This window comes from Sneathiella sp. (assembly GCF_036960985.1).
Classification (GTDB): domain Bacteria; phylum Pseudomonadota; class Alphaproteobacteria; order Sneathiellales; family Sneathiellaceae; genus Sneathiella.
Genome location: NZ_JBALWD010000055.1, coordinates 1 through 15,692, shown reverse-complemented (window position 1 = coordinate 15,692; position 15,692 = coordinate 1). Strand labels below are relative to the sequence as shown.

Sequence of the window (15,692 nt, the reverse complement as noted above, 5' to 3'; positions counted from 1 at the left end):
GAAGGCTTGCGTTTCGCTATTCGCGAAGGTGGCCGGACCGTCGGTGCCGGTGTCGTAGCCAGCGTTTCTAAATAAGAGAAACTGTCATATAGTTGTTTTGATAGTTGAGATGACTACATACAAGTAGAGATTATCACGTATCGAACCGCTGGACCTAATTCCAGCGGCGCGATCGTGCCAATTCAGACCGGAGGAGTGTAGCTCAATTGGTAGAGCACCGGTCTCCAAAACCGGGGGTTGTGGGTTCGAGTCCCTCCTCTCCTGCCAATCTGGTTGATCTATTTGTTAAAGTCTTGTATACCGCCGAACTGTTCCGGCTGCTGATGAGTTTTTTGAGGAAAATATGGCAAAGGTAAATCCAGGTGCTTTTATCCGTCAAGTGCGGCAAGAAGCTTCTAAAGTCACGTGGCCAACGCGGAAAGAAACGCTGGTAACCACTGGCATGGTCTTCGTCATGGTTTTTTTGGCCTCAATGTTCTTTTTCGCGGTTGATTTCGGTATCCAGCATATCGTCAAATTTATTCTGTCTTTGGGATCCTGATTAGATGGCAAAGCGTTGGTACATAATTCACGCCTATTCAGGCTTCGAAAAGAAAGTGGCTCAATCCGTTAAGGAACAAGCCATTGTCAAGGGCATGGCCGATCAGTTCGAAGAGGTTCTGGTTCCTGTCGAAGAAGTTGTTGAAATACGCCGGGGCCAAAAAGTAAGTGCGGAACGGAAGTTCTTCCCAGGCTACGTGCTGGCCCATATGGAAATGAATGACGAATCCTACCATCTTGTGAAAAACCTGCCAAAAGTGACAGGGTTTCTTGGGAATGGTAATAAGCCGACGCCAATTACTGAAAAAGAAGCAATGGCGGTTCTTAATCAGGTGCAAGAGGGAATCGAGCGACCGAAACCGTCAATTACCTTTGAGCTTGGCGAAGAAGTTCGTGTGAGTGATGGTCCTTTCGCTTCTTTCTTAGGTTTGGTGGAAGACGTAGACGAAGAAAAAGCGAAGCTGAAGGTTTCGGTGTCTATCTTTGGAAGATCGACACCTGTTGAGCTGGATTATTCGCAGGTTGAAAAGAGTTAAGACTAGTTTGTGGTCTCGCATGGTGCGAGATTGTTGTGGGAGGCCGGCCATGGCTGCACCACAGCCCCTTTGGAAATGAATAGGGTAGAAAATGGCAAAGAAGATTAAAGGTTATATTAAGTTGCAGGTCCCGGCGGGGCAGGCAAATCCTTCACCTCCTATTGGACCCGCATTGGGTCAGCAGGGTGTGAATATCATGGAATTCTGCAAAGCGTTTAATGCGGCGACTGGGAGCATGGAAGGCGGCATGCCTATTCCTACTGTCATCACTGTATACGCGGATCGGTCTTTTACATTTATTACGAAGACACCACCTGCATCTTATTTCTTGATTAAGGCCGCTGGTCTCAAAAAGGGCGGAAGTACCCCGAACAAGGAAATTGCAGGTTCCGTGACCTCCGCTCAAGTGCGTGAGATTGCTGAGGCTAAGATGGTGGATTTGAATGCCAATGACATCGATGCTGCAATGAACATTATCAAAGGCTCGGCCCGTTCTATGGGTCTTGAGGTGGTGGGATAAAATGGCAAAGCTAACAAAAAGACAAAAAGTTGCAGCAGAAATGCACGACAAGGAAAAACATTACCCGCTGGCCGAGGCCGTGGATATTGTCAAAGCGAACGCGAGTTCCAAATTTGACGAAACTGTCGAAATTGCAATGAACCTGGGTGTCGATCCCCGGCATGCTGATCAGATGGTGCGCGGTGTTATCCAGCTGCCAAATGGTACAGGTAAATCTGTTCGTGTCGCTGTGTTCGCGCGTGGCGATAAAGCAGAAGAAGCAACAGCTGCCGGTGCAGAACTGGTTGGTGCAGAAGATTTGATGGAAAAAATTCAGGCCGGTGCCATGGATTTTGACCGTTGTATTGCGACACCTGACATGATGGCCGTCGTGGGTCGTTTGGGTAAGGTACTTGGTCCTCGCGGCCTGATGCCAAATCCGAAGCTTGGTACAGTAACACCTAACGTCACCGAAGCCGTAAAGGCAGCAAAGGGCGGTCAGGTTGAATTTCGTGCCGAGAAAACAGGTATTATTCACGCCGGGTTGGGTAAATCCAGCTTCACAAAAGAAGCGTTGAATGAAAACATTAGTGCTTTTATTGGGGCGGTTATGAAAGCCAAGCCGACAGGTGCTAAAGGTACATTTGTCAAGAAGATCGCCGTGAGCTCAACGATGGGTCCTGGTGTGAAGCTTGAGGTTGGTGACGTAATTTAGCCGACAAAGAAATTTGCTGCTCTTCGGGGCGGTAAATGTCGGGTTGGTTCGCCAATCCGTCTGTCCGAGACTGTAGGTGTTTCCTTTTTGGAAATTTAATAACATTTGTTGCCTACATAGACAGGGAAACTAAAAAATTCGCTGCTGGTCAGCAATTCGGGTGGACCTGGGACAGTATAACGGATCTGACGTTTGGTCAGATCTATTTGTAACCGGAATGTTGTCTAAAGTTTGACGATATTCTAAATACTGGAGACGACGAGTGGACCGATCGCAAAAAGAAGCATTGGTTGCCGAAATGAACGGTGTCTTCGCGGATGCAGGTGTTGTTGTTATTGCCGAATACAGTGGTCTCACTGTGGCAGAAATGACTAATTTGCGCGTGAAGATGCATGAAGCCGGCGCCAACTTCAAAGTGACTAAAAATCGGCTTGCGCGTCTCGCTCTTGATGGCACGGACTATAGTTCCCTGTCCGACAAACTGAAAGGCCCTGTTGGCATTGCTTACTCAAGTGATCCAATAGCTGCCCCGAAGGTTGTTACGGATTACGCAAAAGGGAATGAGAAGTTTGTCGTTATTGGCGGTGCTATGGGCTCTACAGAACTTGACGCTGCGGCTGTCAAGTCTCTTGCAAGCCTACCATCGCTTGATGAACTTCGTGGTAAATTGGTTGGATTGCTGCAAGCGCCTGCGACGAAAATCGCTGGTGTTATTGCTGCACCTGCTAGCCAGTTGGCCCGTGTTCTGTCGGCGAAAGCCGAACAGGGTTAGATGTAAAAGCCAGTTAATTTTTGATATGAACCAATAGGTTTACCTGAGGAGAATAGTACAATGGCCGATCTCGAAAAGATTGCCGAAGACCTTTCCAGCCTGACTGTGCTGGAAGCTGCAGATCTTGCAAAAATACTAGAAGAAAAATGGGGCGTTTCTGCAGCAGCACCAGTTGCTGCTGCTGCTGCTCCAGGTGCTGGTGGTGGTGATGCCGCTGCTGTTGAAGAAAAAACGGAGTTTGATGTTATTCTTGCGTCTATCGGCGAAAAGAAAATCAATGTCATTAAAGAAGTCCGCGCCATCACTGGCCTGGGCCTCAAAGACGCGAAAGATCTCGTCGAAGCTGCACCTAAAGCTGTTAGAGAAGGTGTACCTAAAGACGAAGCTGAAAAGATCAAAGGACAACTCGAAGGTGCTGGTGCAACTGTTGAGCTTAAATAAGCCTGATGGATGCAGCGGTCTTTTGATTGCTAAATTGGTAACGGGGAAGGTGGCGTTTGCTGCCTTCCCCGCAGCCGCTTTCTGAACAAGGCAGCGGTAATCCGGCGGGATTCCAAAGAAAACGTGGCGCTGTCAGCCGCCTAATACTGACAATGAATTAGCTGGATATGCATTCTTAAATTGATCTCTAATTGATTGATTTTTAATAGATATATCGGGCAGGCATCCTTTCTTTCTGAGAAAGTTTGTTTTTTAATAGGCCAATAAACACACGGGGATTTGGCATGGGCATATTGCAGTCGTTCACCGGTCGCAAGCGCGTTCGTAAAAATTTTGGAAGTATTGAGGCGGCAACGGAAATGCCGAACTTGATTGAAGTTCAGAAAACTTCCTATGATGCGTTTTTGATGAAGCACGTTGCGCCACTTGAGCGCGGAGACGAAGGTCTTCAATCCGTCTTCAAGTCAGTCTTTCCAATCAAAGATTTTGCCGATACAGCGAGCTTGGAATTCGTAAGTTATGAATTTGAGCCACCAAAATATGACGAAGAGGAATGCCAGCAACGAGGCATGACCTTTGGCGCACCGCTAAAAGCGACGCTGCGCCTCATCGTATTCGAAGTAGATCCGGACACAGAAGCTAAATCTGTTCTCGATATTAAGGAACAGAGCGTTTACATGGGCGATATGCCCCTCATGACCGACAAGGGAACGTTCATTATTAATGGTACTGAACGCGTCATTGTCTCTCAGATGCATCGTAGCCCTGGCGTATTCTTTGATCATGACAAAGGTAAGACGCATGCCAGTGGTAAATTGTTGTTTGCTGCGCGGGTTATTCCTTACCGTGGTTCGTGGCTAGATTTTGAATTTGACGCCAAGGACATTGTACATGTTCGTATCGATCGGCGTCGGAAATTGCCTGTAACTGCGTTGTTGCAAGCACTTGAAATGAATCACGAAGATATTCTGGCTTACTTCTATGACCAAGTTGTTTACAAGCTGGACAAAAAAGGCTGGCGCACTCCGTTCAATGTAGAGCGCGTCCGTGGTAGCCGATTGATCAGAGATCTGGTCGACGCTGATACGCAAAAAGTGGTGGCTGAAGCTGGCACGAAAGTTACCCAACGTCTTGCGAACAAATTGACGGAAGCTGGCTTGAAAGACATGCTTGTCGGCCACCTTGATCTTGTCGGCCGTTTTGTGGCTGAAGATATGATCAATGAAAAAACCGGTGAGGTTTTTGTTGAAGCCGGTGAAGAGCTGACGGAAGCTCTGATCGACCAATTGGAAGCTTCGGGCTTCAAGAAAATTCCGACACTGGATATCGATAACGTGAGTGTTGGTCCTTATATCCGTAATACATTGGCCGTCGACAAGAGCAATTCTCGCGACCAAGCGCTCATTGATATTTATCGTGTGATGCGTCCGGGTGAACCACCGACCGAGGAAACGGCAGAAGCCCTTTTCCATGGATTGTTCTTTGATTCAGAACGCTATGATCTGTCGGCTGTTGGCCGGGCGAAAATGAATATGCGCCTGGATTTGGATGTGGAAGATACCGTGCGTGTTCTACGCAAGGAAGATATCCTTGATGTGGTAAAAACGTTGGTTCGTCTGAAAGATGGACATGGTGAAACAGACGATATCGATAATCTGGGTAACCGTCGGGTTCGTTCCGTCGGCGAATTGATGGAAAATCAGTATCGTATAGGATTGTTGCGGATGGAACGTGCCATTCGTGAGCGTATGAGTTCTGTCGAAATCGACACTGTCATGCCCCATGATTTGATTAACGCGAAGCCAGCTGCTGCTGCTGTTCGTGAATTCTTTGGTTCAAGCCAGCTTAGCCAGTTTATGGATCAGACTAACCCACTTTCAGAAATTACGCATAAGCGTCGTTTGTCTGCGCTTGGGCCCGGTGGTTTGACTCGTGAGCGTGCTGGTTTTGAAGTACGTGACGTGCATCCAACTCATTATGGGCGTATCTGTCCAATTGAAACACCGGAAGGGCCTAACATCGGCTTGATCAACTCGCTGGCTACGTTTGCCCGAGTGAATAAATACGGGTTTATCGAAAGCCCTTATCAACGCGTTGAAGGTGGAAAACTGACGGGCGAAATCAAGTATCTTTCAGCAATGGAGGAAAGCAAGCATACGATATCACAAGCAAATGCGGGCTTGGATGCAAAAGGCTCTTTTACGGATGATTTCGTACGGTGCCGGGCGCAGGGCGAGTATGTCGTCGCCAAGCCGGAAAACATAACCTTCATTGACGTGTCACCAAAACAGCTGGTGTCGGTTGGTGCCGCGCTTATTCCTTTCCTAGAAAATGACGATGCGAACCGGGCCCTTATGGGATCGAACATGCAACGTCAGGCCGTTCCTTTGTTGCGCGCAGAAGCGCCTTTCGTCGGAACCGGGATGGAAGAACGTGTCGCTCGAGATTCAGGTGTGGCAACAGTTGCGAAACGCTCAGGTATTGTGGATCAGGTAGATGCGACCCGTATCGTTATTCGAGCAATTGATGAAGCTGATTTGAGTCGCTCTGGTGTTGATATTTACAATCTGTTGAAGTTCCAACGGTCAAACCAGAACACCTGTATTACCCAGCGTCCGCTGGTTAAAGTAGGGGATGAGGTTATTGCCGGTGACATCATTTGTGACGGCCCATCGACAGACTTGGGTGAATTGGCTTTGGGACGGAATGTCCTCGTCGCCTTTATGCCGTGGAATGGTTATAACTTCGAAGATTCAATTCTTATTTCCGAACGGATCGTGAAAGACGACGTATTCACGTCGATTCATATTGAAGAATTTGAAGTCATGGCCCGCGACACTAAACTTGGCCCTGAAGAAATCACGCGGGACATTCCTAATGTGGGTGAAGAGGGGCTGAAGAGCCTTGATGAAGCCGGGATTGTTTACGTGGGTGCGGAAATTCAGCCTGGTGATATTCTCGTCGGTAAAATCACACCGAAGGGCGAAAGCCCAATGACACCAGAAGAAAAACTTCTTCGAGCGATCTTTGGTGAAAAAGCATCCGACGTGCGTGATACGTCGCTGCGGTTGCCGCCAGGTGTGGCTGGAACTGTTGTTGAGGTGCGGGTCTTTAACCGCCATGGTGTGGAAAAAGACGAACGTGCTCTTGCCATCGAGCGGGATGAGATCGAGCATCTTGCAAAAGACCGGGATGACGAGAAAGCCATTCTTGAGCGGACGATTTATGATCGGTTGAGAAGCCTGCTGATTTCGCAGAAAGTTGCATCTGGTCCATCCGAGTTTAAAGCTGGTGAGGTTATTGATTCAGAAAAATTGATGGAACTCCATACAGGTGTCTGGTGGCAGCTTTCTGTTAAAGATGACTCTGCAATGGAGAAAATTGAACAGCTTAAAAAGCAGTATGATGAAGCCATTGGCGGACTTCGTGCGCGGTTTGAAAACAAGGTCGATAAACTACAGCGGGGCGATGAGCTTCCTCCCGGGGTTATGAAAATGGTCAAAGTCTTTGTTGCCGTGAAGCGTAAGCTTCAGCCCGGTGATAAAATGGCTGGTCGTCATGGTAACAAGGGAGTTATCTCCCGGATCATGCCGCAAGAAGACATGCCATATCTTGAAGATGGAAAACCGGTCGATATCGTTTTGAACCCTCTGGGTGTGCCTTCGCGTATGAATGTGGGTCAGATTTTGGAAACACATCTGGGATGGGCAAGTCATGGTATTGGCATGCAGGTCACAGAGATCATGACACGGATCAAACGCGGTTCAGAAGATCTGCAGCCCCTGAAAGACAAACTCAAAGAAGTCTACGGCGACGATGAGTATGAAGAAAAAATGTCAGGGATGTCAGACGACCAGTTTATTGAATTGGGTGGCAATCTTCGCAATGGTGTGCCCATGGCAACGCCAGTTTTCGATGGCGCGAAGGAAGATGATATCAACCGTCTTCTCGAAGTCGCAGGTTTGGATACATCTGGCCAGGTCACCCTGATTGATGGTCGTACTGGCGAGACATTTGACCGTAAAGTTACTGTTGGCTATATTTACATGCTGAAACTCCACCATCTCGTGGATGACAAGATCCATGCCCGCTCTATTGGGCCATACAGTCTTGTTACACAGCAGCCTCTTGGCGGTAAAGCTCAGTTCGGTGGACAGCGCTTTGGTGAAATGGAGGTCTGGGCATTGCAGGCATATGGTGCAGCCTATACTCTGCAGGAAATGTTGACGGTGAAATCCGATGACGTGGCCGGGCGGACCAAGGTTTACGAAGCCATTGTTCGCGGCGATGATACATTCGAAGCCGGTATTCCGGAAAGCTTCAACGTTCTGGTCAAGGAAATGAGATCTTTGTGCCTGAATGTGGAGCTTTCTCAAATCGGCTACTAAGACATGAGGTTCCGGTGAAAGCCGGGACCTTTTACTACGACGGTCACAGACAACGAAATTTAGGCCGCATTTAATGCGCCGCCCGGAACCACCGGGTTTAAATAGGAGAGATGGTCCATGAATGAGTTGATGAACCTTTTTGGTCAGCCACAGGGCACTCAGGCTTTTGATGAAATTCGGATTTCGATTGCGTCGCCAGAACGCATCCGGTCCTGGTCCTTTGGTGAGATCAAGAAACCTGAAACCATCAATTACCGAACTTTCAAGCCGGAAAAAGATGGCCTTTTCTGTGCCAGAATTTTTGGCCCAATTAAAGATTACGAATGTTTGTGCGGTAAATATAAGCGCATGAAGTATCGCGGCATCACCTGTGAGAAATGTGGTGTTGAGGTCACGCTGTCGAAAGTTCGCCGGGAACGTATGGCCCATATTGAGCTTGCTTCTCCTGTGGCTCATATTTGGTTCTTGAAATCCCTGCCATCGCGTATCGGACTTTTGTTGGATATGACATTGAAAGATCTGGAGCGGATCCTTTACTTCGAAAACTATGTTGTAATTGAACCTGGCTTGTCGCCGCTTAAACAGTTCCAACTGTTGAGCGAAGAAGAACATATGGATGCGCAAGACGAATATGGTGAAGATGCCTTTACAGCCGGTATCGGCGCAGAAGCTATTCGTGACATACTTTCAGCGCTTGATTTGGAAGCGATCCGCGACGTAATCCGGGAAGAAATGCGGACAACTACATCGGAAGCGAAGCCGCGGAAATTGGCGAAACGCTTGAAAATTATCGAAGCATTCATGGAATCAGGCAATCGTCCTGAATGGATGATATTACAGGTAATACCGGTTATTCCACCTGAATTGCGTCCACTTGTACCGCTTGATGGCGGTCGGTTCGCAACTTCTGATTTGAACGATCTATATCGCCGGGTTATTAATCGGAACAACCGTTTGAAACGGCTGATTGAATTACGCGCTCCCGACATCATTGTTCGTAACGAAAAGCGGATGCTTCAGGAATCTGTCGATGCGTTGTTTGACAATGGTCGCCGTGGTCGCGTTATTACAGGTGCTAACAAACGGCCGCTTAAATCTTTGTCCGATATGCTTAAAGGTAAACAGGGACGTTTCCGCCAAAACTTGCTTGGTAAACGTGTCGACTATTCCGGCCGTTCAGTTATCGTTGTTGGTCCGGAATTGAAGCTGCATCAATGCGGCTTGCCGAAGAAAATGGCTCTCGAACTCTTTAAGCCGTTTATTTACGCCAAGCTAGAACTTAAAGGCATGGCGGCAACAGTTAAGATGGCGAAGAAACTGGTTGAGAAGGAGCGTCCGGAAGTTTGGGATATACTTGAAGAAGTTATCCGTGAGCATCCAGTGCTTCTGAACCGCGCACCAACCTTGCATAGGCTTGGTATTCAGGCGTTTGAACCTGTGTTGATCGAAGGTAAAGCAATTCAATTGCATCCGTTGGTCTGTACTGCCTTTAATGCTGACTTTGACGGTGACCAAATGGCGGTTCACGTACCGTTGTCACTGGAAGCGCAGCTCGAAGCACGTGTTCTTATGATGTCGACAAACAACATCTTGAGCCCGGCCAGTGGTAAGCCTATCATCGTTCCAAGTCAGGACATCGTTCTTGGTATCTATTATCTTACAATGGATATTGAAAACGAACCGGGGCAGGGCATGATCATCTCAGATGTGGCGGAAGCCACGCATGCGATCGAGCATAATATTCTGACGCTCCACAGTAAGATTAAAACGAAGATTACGGTAACCCATGAAGATGGATCGCTCACACGTGAGCTGGTTGAAACGACACCAGGCCGTATGCTGATTGAAGAAATTCTCCCGAAGAATGCGAAAATCAGCTTCAGTTTGATTAACCGTCTACTGACCAAGAAAGAAATCACCCAGGTGATCGACGAGGTCTATCGTCACTGTGGCCAAAAGGAAACGGTTATTTTTGCTGATCGGATCATGGGCCTCGGATTCGCTCACGCTTGTCGTGCTGGTATTTCCTTCGGTAAAGATGACATGAAGATTCCAGTTTCGAAAGAAGCGCTGGTTGAGGATACTCGGAAACTCGCTGAAGAATATGAGCGTCAGTATTATGATGGCTTGATTACGCAGGGCGAGAAGTACAACAAGGTCATTGACGCCTGGTCACAATGTACGGACAAAGTTGCGGATGAAATGATGAAAGTCATTGAAGCTGTCGAAATGGATGAGAATAATCGTCAGGTGGGTATTAATTCAATCTTTATGATGGCCAATTCTGGAGCCCGTGGTTCTGCGGCACAGATGAAGCAGTTGGCGGGGATGCGCGGATTGATGGCGAAGCCGTCTGGTGAAATCATTGAAACGCCGATTATCTCTAACTTTAAGGAAGGGTTGAGCGTTCTTGAATATTTCAACTCGACCCATGGGGCACGTAAAGGCCTTGCAGATACAGCATTGAAAACGGCTAACTCAGGTTACCTGACACGTCGTCTTGTTGATGTTGCACAGGATTGTGTCGTGATCGTTGAAGATTGCGGGACAGAAAAAGGCGTCACCGTTCGTGAAGTCGTTGAAGGCAGTAACATTATATCACCGCTGAGCGCTCGGCTTCTTGGCCGGACGGCGGCGGTTGATGTTGTCAATCCGATTACCGGCGAAGTCATTGTCGCCGGCGGCGATATGTTCGACGAACAAACATCTGTGCTAGCAGAAACCGGTGGTGTGGAACAGGTTTTGATCCGCTCTGTTTTGACGTGTGAAACTAAAGGCGGAATTTGCGGTAAATGTTATGGCCGAGATCTGGCCCGCGGAACGCCTGTCAATATCGGGGAAGCCGTCGGCGTTATTGCCGCGCAATCAATTGGTGAGCCAGGTACTCAGCTGACCATGCGGACATTCCATATTGGCGGAACGGCACAGGTTGCCGAAGTATCCTCCATTGAGGCATCGCACGAAGGAACAATTAAAATCGAAAACCGCAATGTGGTTATCGATAGCAGTGGTCGTCCGATTGTGATGGGACGGAATGCTGAGCTTGTTCTAGTAGACAGCAACAACCGTGAACGGGCTCGCCATAGAATTAATTATGGAACACGGTTACTGGTAGATGATGGTGAAACAGCGAAACCGGGTGACAAGTTAGCCCAATGGGATCCATTTACAACACCCGTTATTACCGAACTTGAAGGTATTGTTGGGTACAAAGACCTGGTCACTGGTGTGTCGATTGTCGATCAGGTTGATGAAGCCACCGGTATCGCCCGTAAGCTTGTCGTGGATTGGAAATTGCAGCCAAAAGGCAGCGATTTGCGCCCTAGAGTGACATTGCGAGATGATAAAGGTGAGCTACTGACATTACCAAGTGGTCATGAAGCACGTTACTTCTTGCCTGTGGACGCTATTTTGTCCGTGGAAGACGGCGCGTCTGTTCAAGCCGGTGATATTATCGCTCGTATTCCGAAGGAAAGCTCGAAAACGAAGGATATTACAGGTGGTCTGCCGCGAGTGGCGGAACTATTTGAAGCCCGTCGTCCGAAAGATCACGCGATTATCGCCGAAGCAGACGGTTTTATCGAATTTGGGAAAGATTATAAATCCAAACGCCGGGTTTCTATTCGTCCTGAAGGTGAAGGGGCGGAACCTGTTGAATATTTGATTCCAAAAGGCAAGCATCTTGCAGTGAATGAAGGTGACTATGTACGGGTGGGCGACTACCTGCTTGATGGAAACCCAGCGCCGCATGATATTCTTAAAGTCTTGGGCGTCGAAGCATTAGCAAACTTCTTGATTAACGAAATTCAGGATGTTTACAGATTGCAAGGCGTGCCGATCAACGACAAGCATATTGAAGTTATTTGTCGTCAGATGCTGCAGAAGGTCGAGATTGAGAAATCTGGTGAAAGCACGTTCCTTCTTGGTGAGCATGTTGATCGCGAAGAATTCGCAGCTCAGAATTTGAAGCTGGTTGATGAAGGACTTGAGCCTGCAATAGGAAGCCCGATCTTGTTGGGTATAACTAAAGCAAGCTTGCAGACTAACTCGTTTATCTCCGCTGCGTCGTTCCAGGAAACTACACGGGTTCTGACAGAGGCATCAGTTGCGGGTAAGAAAGATACGTTGATAGGCTTGAAAGAGAATGTCATCGTGGGCCGTCTGATCCCAGCAGGAACAGGTGCTCAGATGACGCGCCTCAAGCTGCAAGCAGCTGCACGAGATCGGGAACTTCAGGAAAAATCAGCACCGGCGGAATTGAACGTGCCGGATTCAACGGAAGAAATACCTGCTGCAGAGTAAAAAGGGAATCGCGATACCTGTTGACCGGGAATCGTTTGATATTCCTCGAAAAATAGCGAAACGGTGCCCCGAAATGGGCGCCGTTTTTTCGTTGAGGGAGGCCTTTTTATTCGACATTGGAGACGTAGAATTTGAATTGCCCCTGGAATGCCACATTCGGTGCTAAATATATGCCTCAAGGAGGCAAGAAACTGCGGTTTTAAGACTTTAATAAAATCGCAATCTTTTCTACTTGACTGAGGAGAGACTCGCCCATATATTGCGCGCTCCTGACAACCAAATTGCTTAGTGTTTTTCCGTGCGTCGTCAGGATTTTGTCAAAAAACGCGCGTGTTAAGTCTTTTCGGGTGGACGCAAAAAACCCCGACCGCGAGCAGAGCCGCAGCTGCGCGCGGCTGTGCTATTTGCGGTATGAAATTGATAGGAACAAGAATGCCTACTATTAATCAGCTGATTAGAAATCCGCGCAAATCGCCGGTTTCGCGTAATAAAGTGCCCGCCATGGAAGCGTGCCCGCAGAAACGTGGTGTTTGCACAAGAGTGTATACGACAACGCCTAAGAAGCCGAACTCGGCTTTGCGTAAAGTCGCCCGTGTTCGTTTGACGAACGGTTTTGAAGTGACAAGTTATATCCCAGGTGAAGGGCATAACCTGCAAGAACATTCCGTAGTCTTGATTCGTGGCGGCCGTGTAAAAGATTTGCCTGGTGTCCGGTATCACATCATTCGTGGTGTTCTGGATACACAAGGTATTAATGATCGCCGCCAACGCCGCTCCAAATATGGCGCGAAGAAGCCTAAATAAGGAATTTATCGGATGTCACGTCGTCACGCCGCAGAAAAGCGCGAAGTTTTACCAGACGCAAAATTTGGTGATATTGTTCTGACCAAGTTCATGAACTCCCTAATGCTTGCAGGCAAGAAAACTACTGCAGAAGGTATTATTTATGATGCCTTTGATTTGATTGAAAAGAAAACCGGCAATAGCCCGGTTGAAGTATTTCATGAAGCGCTCGACAAAATTAAGCCAGATCTTGAAGTGCGGTCGCGCCGTGTTGGTGGTGCAACGTATCAGGTACCTGTTGAGGTTCGGTCGGAGCGGGCGCAAGCGCTTGCAATTCGTTGGTTGATTTCGAGTGCTCGGAAGCGCTCGGAGGTCACAATGGTTGATCGGTTGTCTGGCGAGATACTTGATGCATCTAACGAGCGCGGTGGCGCCGTTAAGAAACGTGAAGACACACATAAGATGGCTGAAGCGAACCGCGCTTTTGCTCATTATCGCTGGTAGAAGTTTAGGCTAGGATTTCGGATATGGCACGCACAACGCCCATCGAAGATTACCGCAATATTGGGATTATGGCCCATATTGATGCTGGTAAGACGACAACAACAGAGCGCATCCTGTATTACACAGGCGTGTCGCACAAAATTGGTGAAGTCCACGACGGTGCTGCTACGATGGATTGGATGGAGCAGGAGCAGGAGCGGGGTATTACTATTACTTCTGCTGCGACAACGTGCTTTTGGAATGATCACCGTATTAACATCATCGACACGCCCGGCCATGTTGACTTTACAATTGAAGTAGAACGGTCGCTTCGGGTGCTTGACGGTGCTGTCGCCGTTTTTGATGGCGTTGCTGGTGTTGAGCCGCAGTCGGAAACAGTTTGGCGCCAAGCTGATAAGTATCGGGTGCCACGTATGTGTTTCGTCAACAAGATGGACCGTACAGGCGCTGATTTCTATAACTGTGTGGAAATGTTCAAAACACGGTTGGGCGCCAACCCGCTTTTATTGCAATTACCTATCGGTTCGGAAGCGGAATTTGAAGGTGTTGTTGATCTGATCCGGATGCAGGAAATTGTCTGGACCGGCGAAGAAATGGGTGCGTCTTTCGAATATCGCGATATCCGTCCTGAGCTTGCCGATAAAGCTGCAGAATATCACCTGGCAATGGTTGAATCGGCCATTGAATCAGATGAAGAAGTTCTGGAAGCTTATCTTGAAGGCAATGAGCCTGATCAAGCCACGCTTCGTCGTTGCATTCGGGCGGGAACATTAGCTGGAACTTTCGTGCCGGTTCTTACTGGAACGGCCTTCAAAAACAAAGGCGTGCAGCCACTTCTGGATGCGGTAATCGACTTTATGCCGTCTCCGATTGATATCGGTGCTACTGAGGGTAGTGACGTTAAAACGGGTGAAGGAATGACCCGCATGCCGTCAGACGATGAGCCGTTCGCGGGTCTAGCCTTTAAGGTTATGACAGATCCGTTCGTGGGCTCGTTGACATTTGTTCGTGTTTATTCCGGTGTTCTGCAAGCCGGCACGCAGACTTTAAACTCTGTAAAAGACAATCGTGAGCGTGTTGGTCGTATGTTGCAGATGCATGCAAACAGTCGGGAAGATGTTAAAGAAGCTCGCGCGGGTGATATTGTCGCGATTGCAGGTCTAAAAGCGACAACCACTGGTGAGACGCTGTGTGATGCAACCAAACCGATTATTCTGGAACGCATGGAATTCCCAGAACCGGTGATCGAAATTGCAGTTGAGCCCAAGACAAAGACAGACCAAGAAAAAATGGGTGTTGCCTTGAACCGTTTGGCTCAAGAAGATCCGTCCTTCCGGGTCACAAGTGACTACGAAAGTGGTCAGACCATTATTAAAGGAATGGGCGAGCTGCATTTGGACATCATTGTTGATCGCATGAAGCGGGAATTCGGCGTTGAAGCAAATATCGGTGCGCCGCAGGTTGCGTATCGTGAAAGCATTACACAAGAAGCCGAGCTTGATTATACCCATAAGAAGCAGTCTGGCGGTTCTGGGCAGTTTGCTCGGATTAAACTGGTTGCTAAGCCGGGCGAACCCGGTGCTGGTTTTACGTTTGATGACTCGATTACTGGTGGTTCGGTTCCTAAAGAATACATTCCAGGTGTTAAAAAAGGCATTAAGGACATCATCGATACAGGCGTTCTCGCCGGCTTTCCGATTATCGATGTCGATGTAAAACTCATTGATGGCGCCTACCATGACGTGGATAGTTCGGTTATGGCGTTTGAAATCGCGGGTCGGTCGGCAATGCGTGAATTGGCTCGTAAAGCTGGTTTGCGTCTTCTGGAGCCTCTGATGAAAGTCGAGATCGTCACACCGGATGAGTATATCGGAGACGTGATGGGTGATTTGAACAGTCGTCGTGGGCAGGTCGCCGGAACAGAGCAGCGCGGTATCGCGCAAGTAGTAAACGCTATGGTGCCACTGGCCAACATGTTTGGTTATGTGAACACTCTTCGGTCGCAGACCCAAGGGCGTGCAACATTTAGCATGGATTTCGACCATTATGAGCAAGTGCCACAACACGTATCAGATGAAGTTCTGGCGAAGTTGGCGTAATTGAAGAGCTAAGGCAGCCGGAGAAAACGGAGAGATAAAATGGCCAAAGAGAAATTTGATCGTAGTAAACCGCATTGTAACATTGGAACGATTGGTCACGTTGACCATGGTAA

General features: G+C 48.3%; 12 protein-coding genes and 1 tRNA gene. All 13 read left to right on the top strand.

The genetic code is table 11. The features are described from left to right. Nucleotides 1–75 (top strand): hypothetical protein (locus tag V7723_RS19250; protein WP_335686124.1); only part of this gene is annotated, 75 nt, incomplete at its 5' end. Nucleotides 76–191: 116 nt separating this feature from the next. Beyond that, nucleotides 192–267: transfer RNA gene (locus tag V7723_RS19245), tRNA-Trp, on the top strand. Nucleotides 268–343: 76 nt separating this feature from the next. Beyond that, nucleotides 344–541, top strand: coding sequence for a preprotein translocase subunit SecE (gene secE, locus V7723_RS19240; RefSeq protein WP_251933110.1), 198 nt, complete (start codon nucleotides 344–346; stop codon nucleotides 539–541). Nucleotides 542–545: 4 nt separating this feature from the next. After that, nucleotides 546–1,076 (top strand): transcription termination/antitermination protein NusG, encoded by a 531-nt coding sequence (nusG, locus tag V7723_RS19235; RefSeq protein ID WP_335686121.1) that lies wholly within the window; start codon nucleotides 546–548, stop codon nucleotides 1,074–1,076. A 91-nt stretch (nucleotides 1,077–1,167) separates the two neighbouring features. Continuing rightward, complete coding sequence (gene rplK, locus V7723_RS19230; RefSeq protein WP_335686120.1) at nucleotides 1,168–1,596, top strand: 50S ribosomal protein L11; 429 nt, start codon at nucleotides 1,168–1,170, stop codon at nucleotides 1,594–1,596. Between the two features lies 1 nt (nucleotide 1,597). Next, the gene (rplA, locus tag V7723_RS19225) at nucleotides 1,598–2,290 is read left to right on the top strand and encodes a 50S ribosomal protein L1 (protein ID WP_335686119.1); all 693 of its coding nucleotides are present in this window, start codon (nucleotides 1,598–1,600) and stop codon (nucleotides 2,288–2,290) included. 262 nt (nucleotides 2,291–2,552) lie between these two features. Beyond that, nucleotides 2,553–3,062 (top strand): 50S ribosomal protein L10, encoded by a 510-nt coding sequence (gene rplJ, locus V7723_RS19220; RefSeq protein ID WP_335686118.1) that lies wholly within the window; start codon nucleotides 2,553–2,555, stop codon nucleotides 3,060–3,062. A gap of 60 nt (nucleotides 3,063–3,122) precedes the next feature. Next, a complete protein-coding gene (rplL, locus tag V7723_RS19215; RefSeq protein ID WP_335686117.1) occupies nucleotides 3,123–3,503 on the top strand; it encodes a 50S ribosomal protein L7/L12 in 381 nt (126 codons plus the stop codon). Nucleotides 3,504–3,793: 290 nt separating this feature from the next. After that, a complete protein-coding gene (gene rpoB, locus V7723_RS19210; protein ID WP_335686123.1) occupies nucleotides 3,794–7,891 on the top strand; it encodes a DNA-directed RNA polymerase subunit beta in 4,098 nt (1,365 codons plus the stop codon). 117 nt (nucleotides 7,892–8,008) lie between these two features. Next, nucleotides 8,009–12,193, top strand: coding sequence for a DNA-directed RNA polymerase subunit beta' (gene rpoC, locus V7723_RS19205; protein ID WP_335686116.1), 4,185 nt, complete (start codon nucleotides 8,009–8,011; stop codon nucleotides 12,191–12,193). A gap of 432 nt (nucleotides 12,194–12,625) precedes the next feature. Continuing rightward, on the top strand, nucleotides 12,626–12,997 hold the full coding sequence (gene rpsL / locus V7723_RS19200) for a 30S ribosomal protein S12 (RefSeq protein ID WP_251933097.1): 372 nt from the start codon (nucleotides 12,626–12,628) through the stop codon (nucleotides 12,995–12,997). Between the two features lie 12 nt (nucleotides 12,998–13,009). Continuing rightward, the gene (gene rpsG / locus V7723_RS19195) at nucleotides 13,010–13,480 is read left to right on the top strand and encodes a 30S ribosomal protein S7 (RefSeq protein ID WP_335686115.1); all 471 of its coding nucleotides are present in this window, start codon (nucleotides 13,010–13,012) and stop codon (nucleotides 13,478–13,480) included. A 23-nt stretch (nucleotides 13,481–13,503) separates the two neighbouring features. Next, on the top strand, nucleotides 13,504–15,579 hold the full coding sequence (gene fusA, locus V7723_RS19190) for an elongation factor G (RefSeq protein WP_335686114.1): 2,076 nt from the start codon (nucleotides 13,504–13,506) through the stop codon (nucleotides 15,577–15,579). Nucleotides 15,580–15,692: the final 113 nt, after the last annotated feature.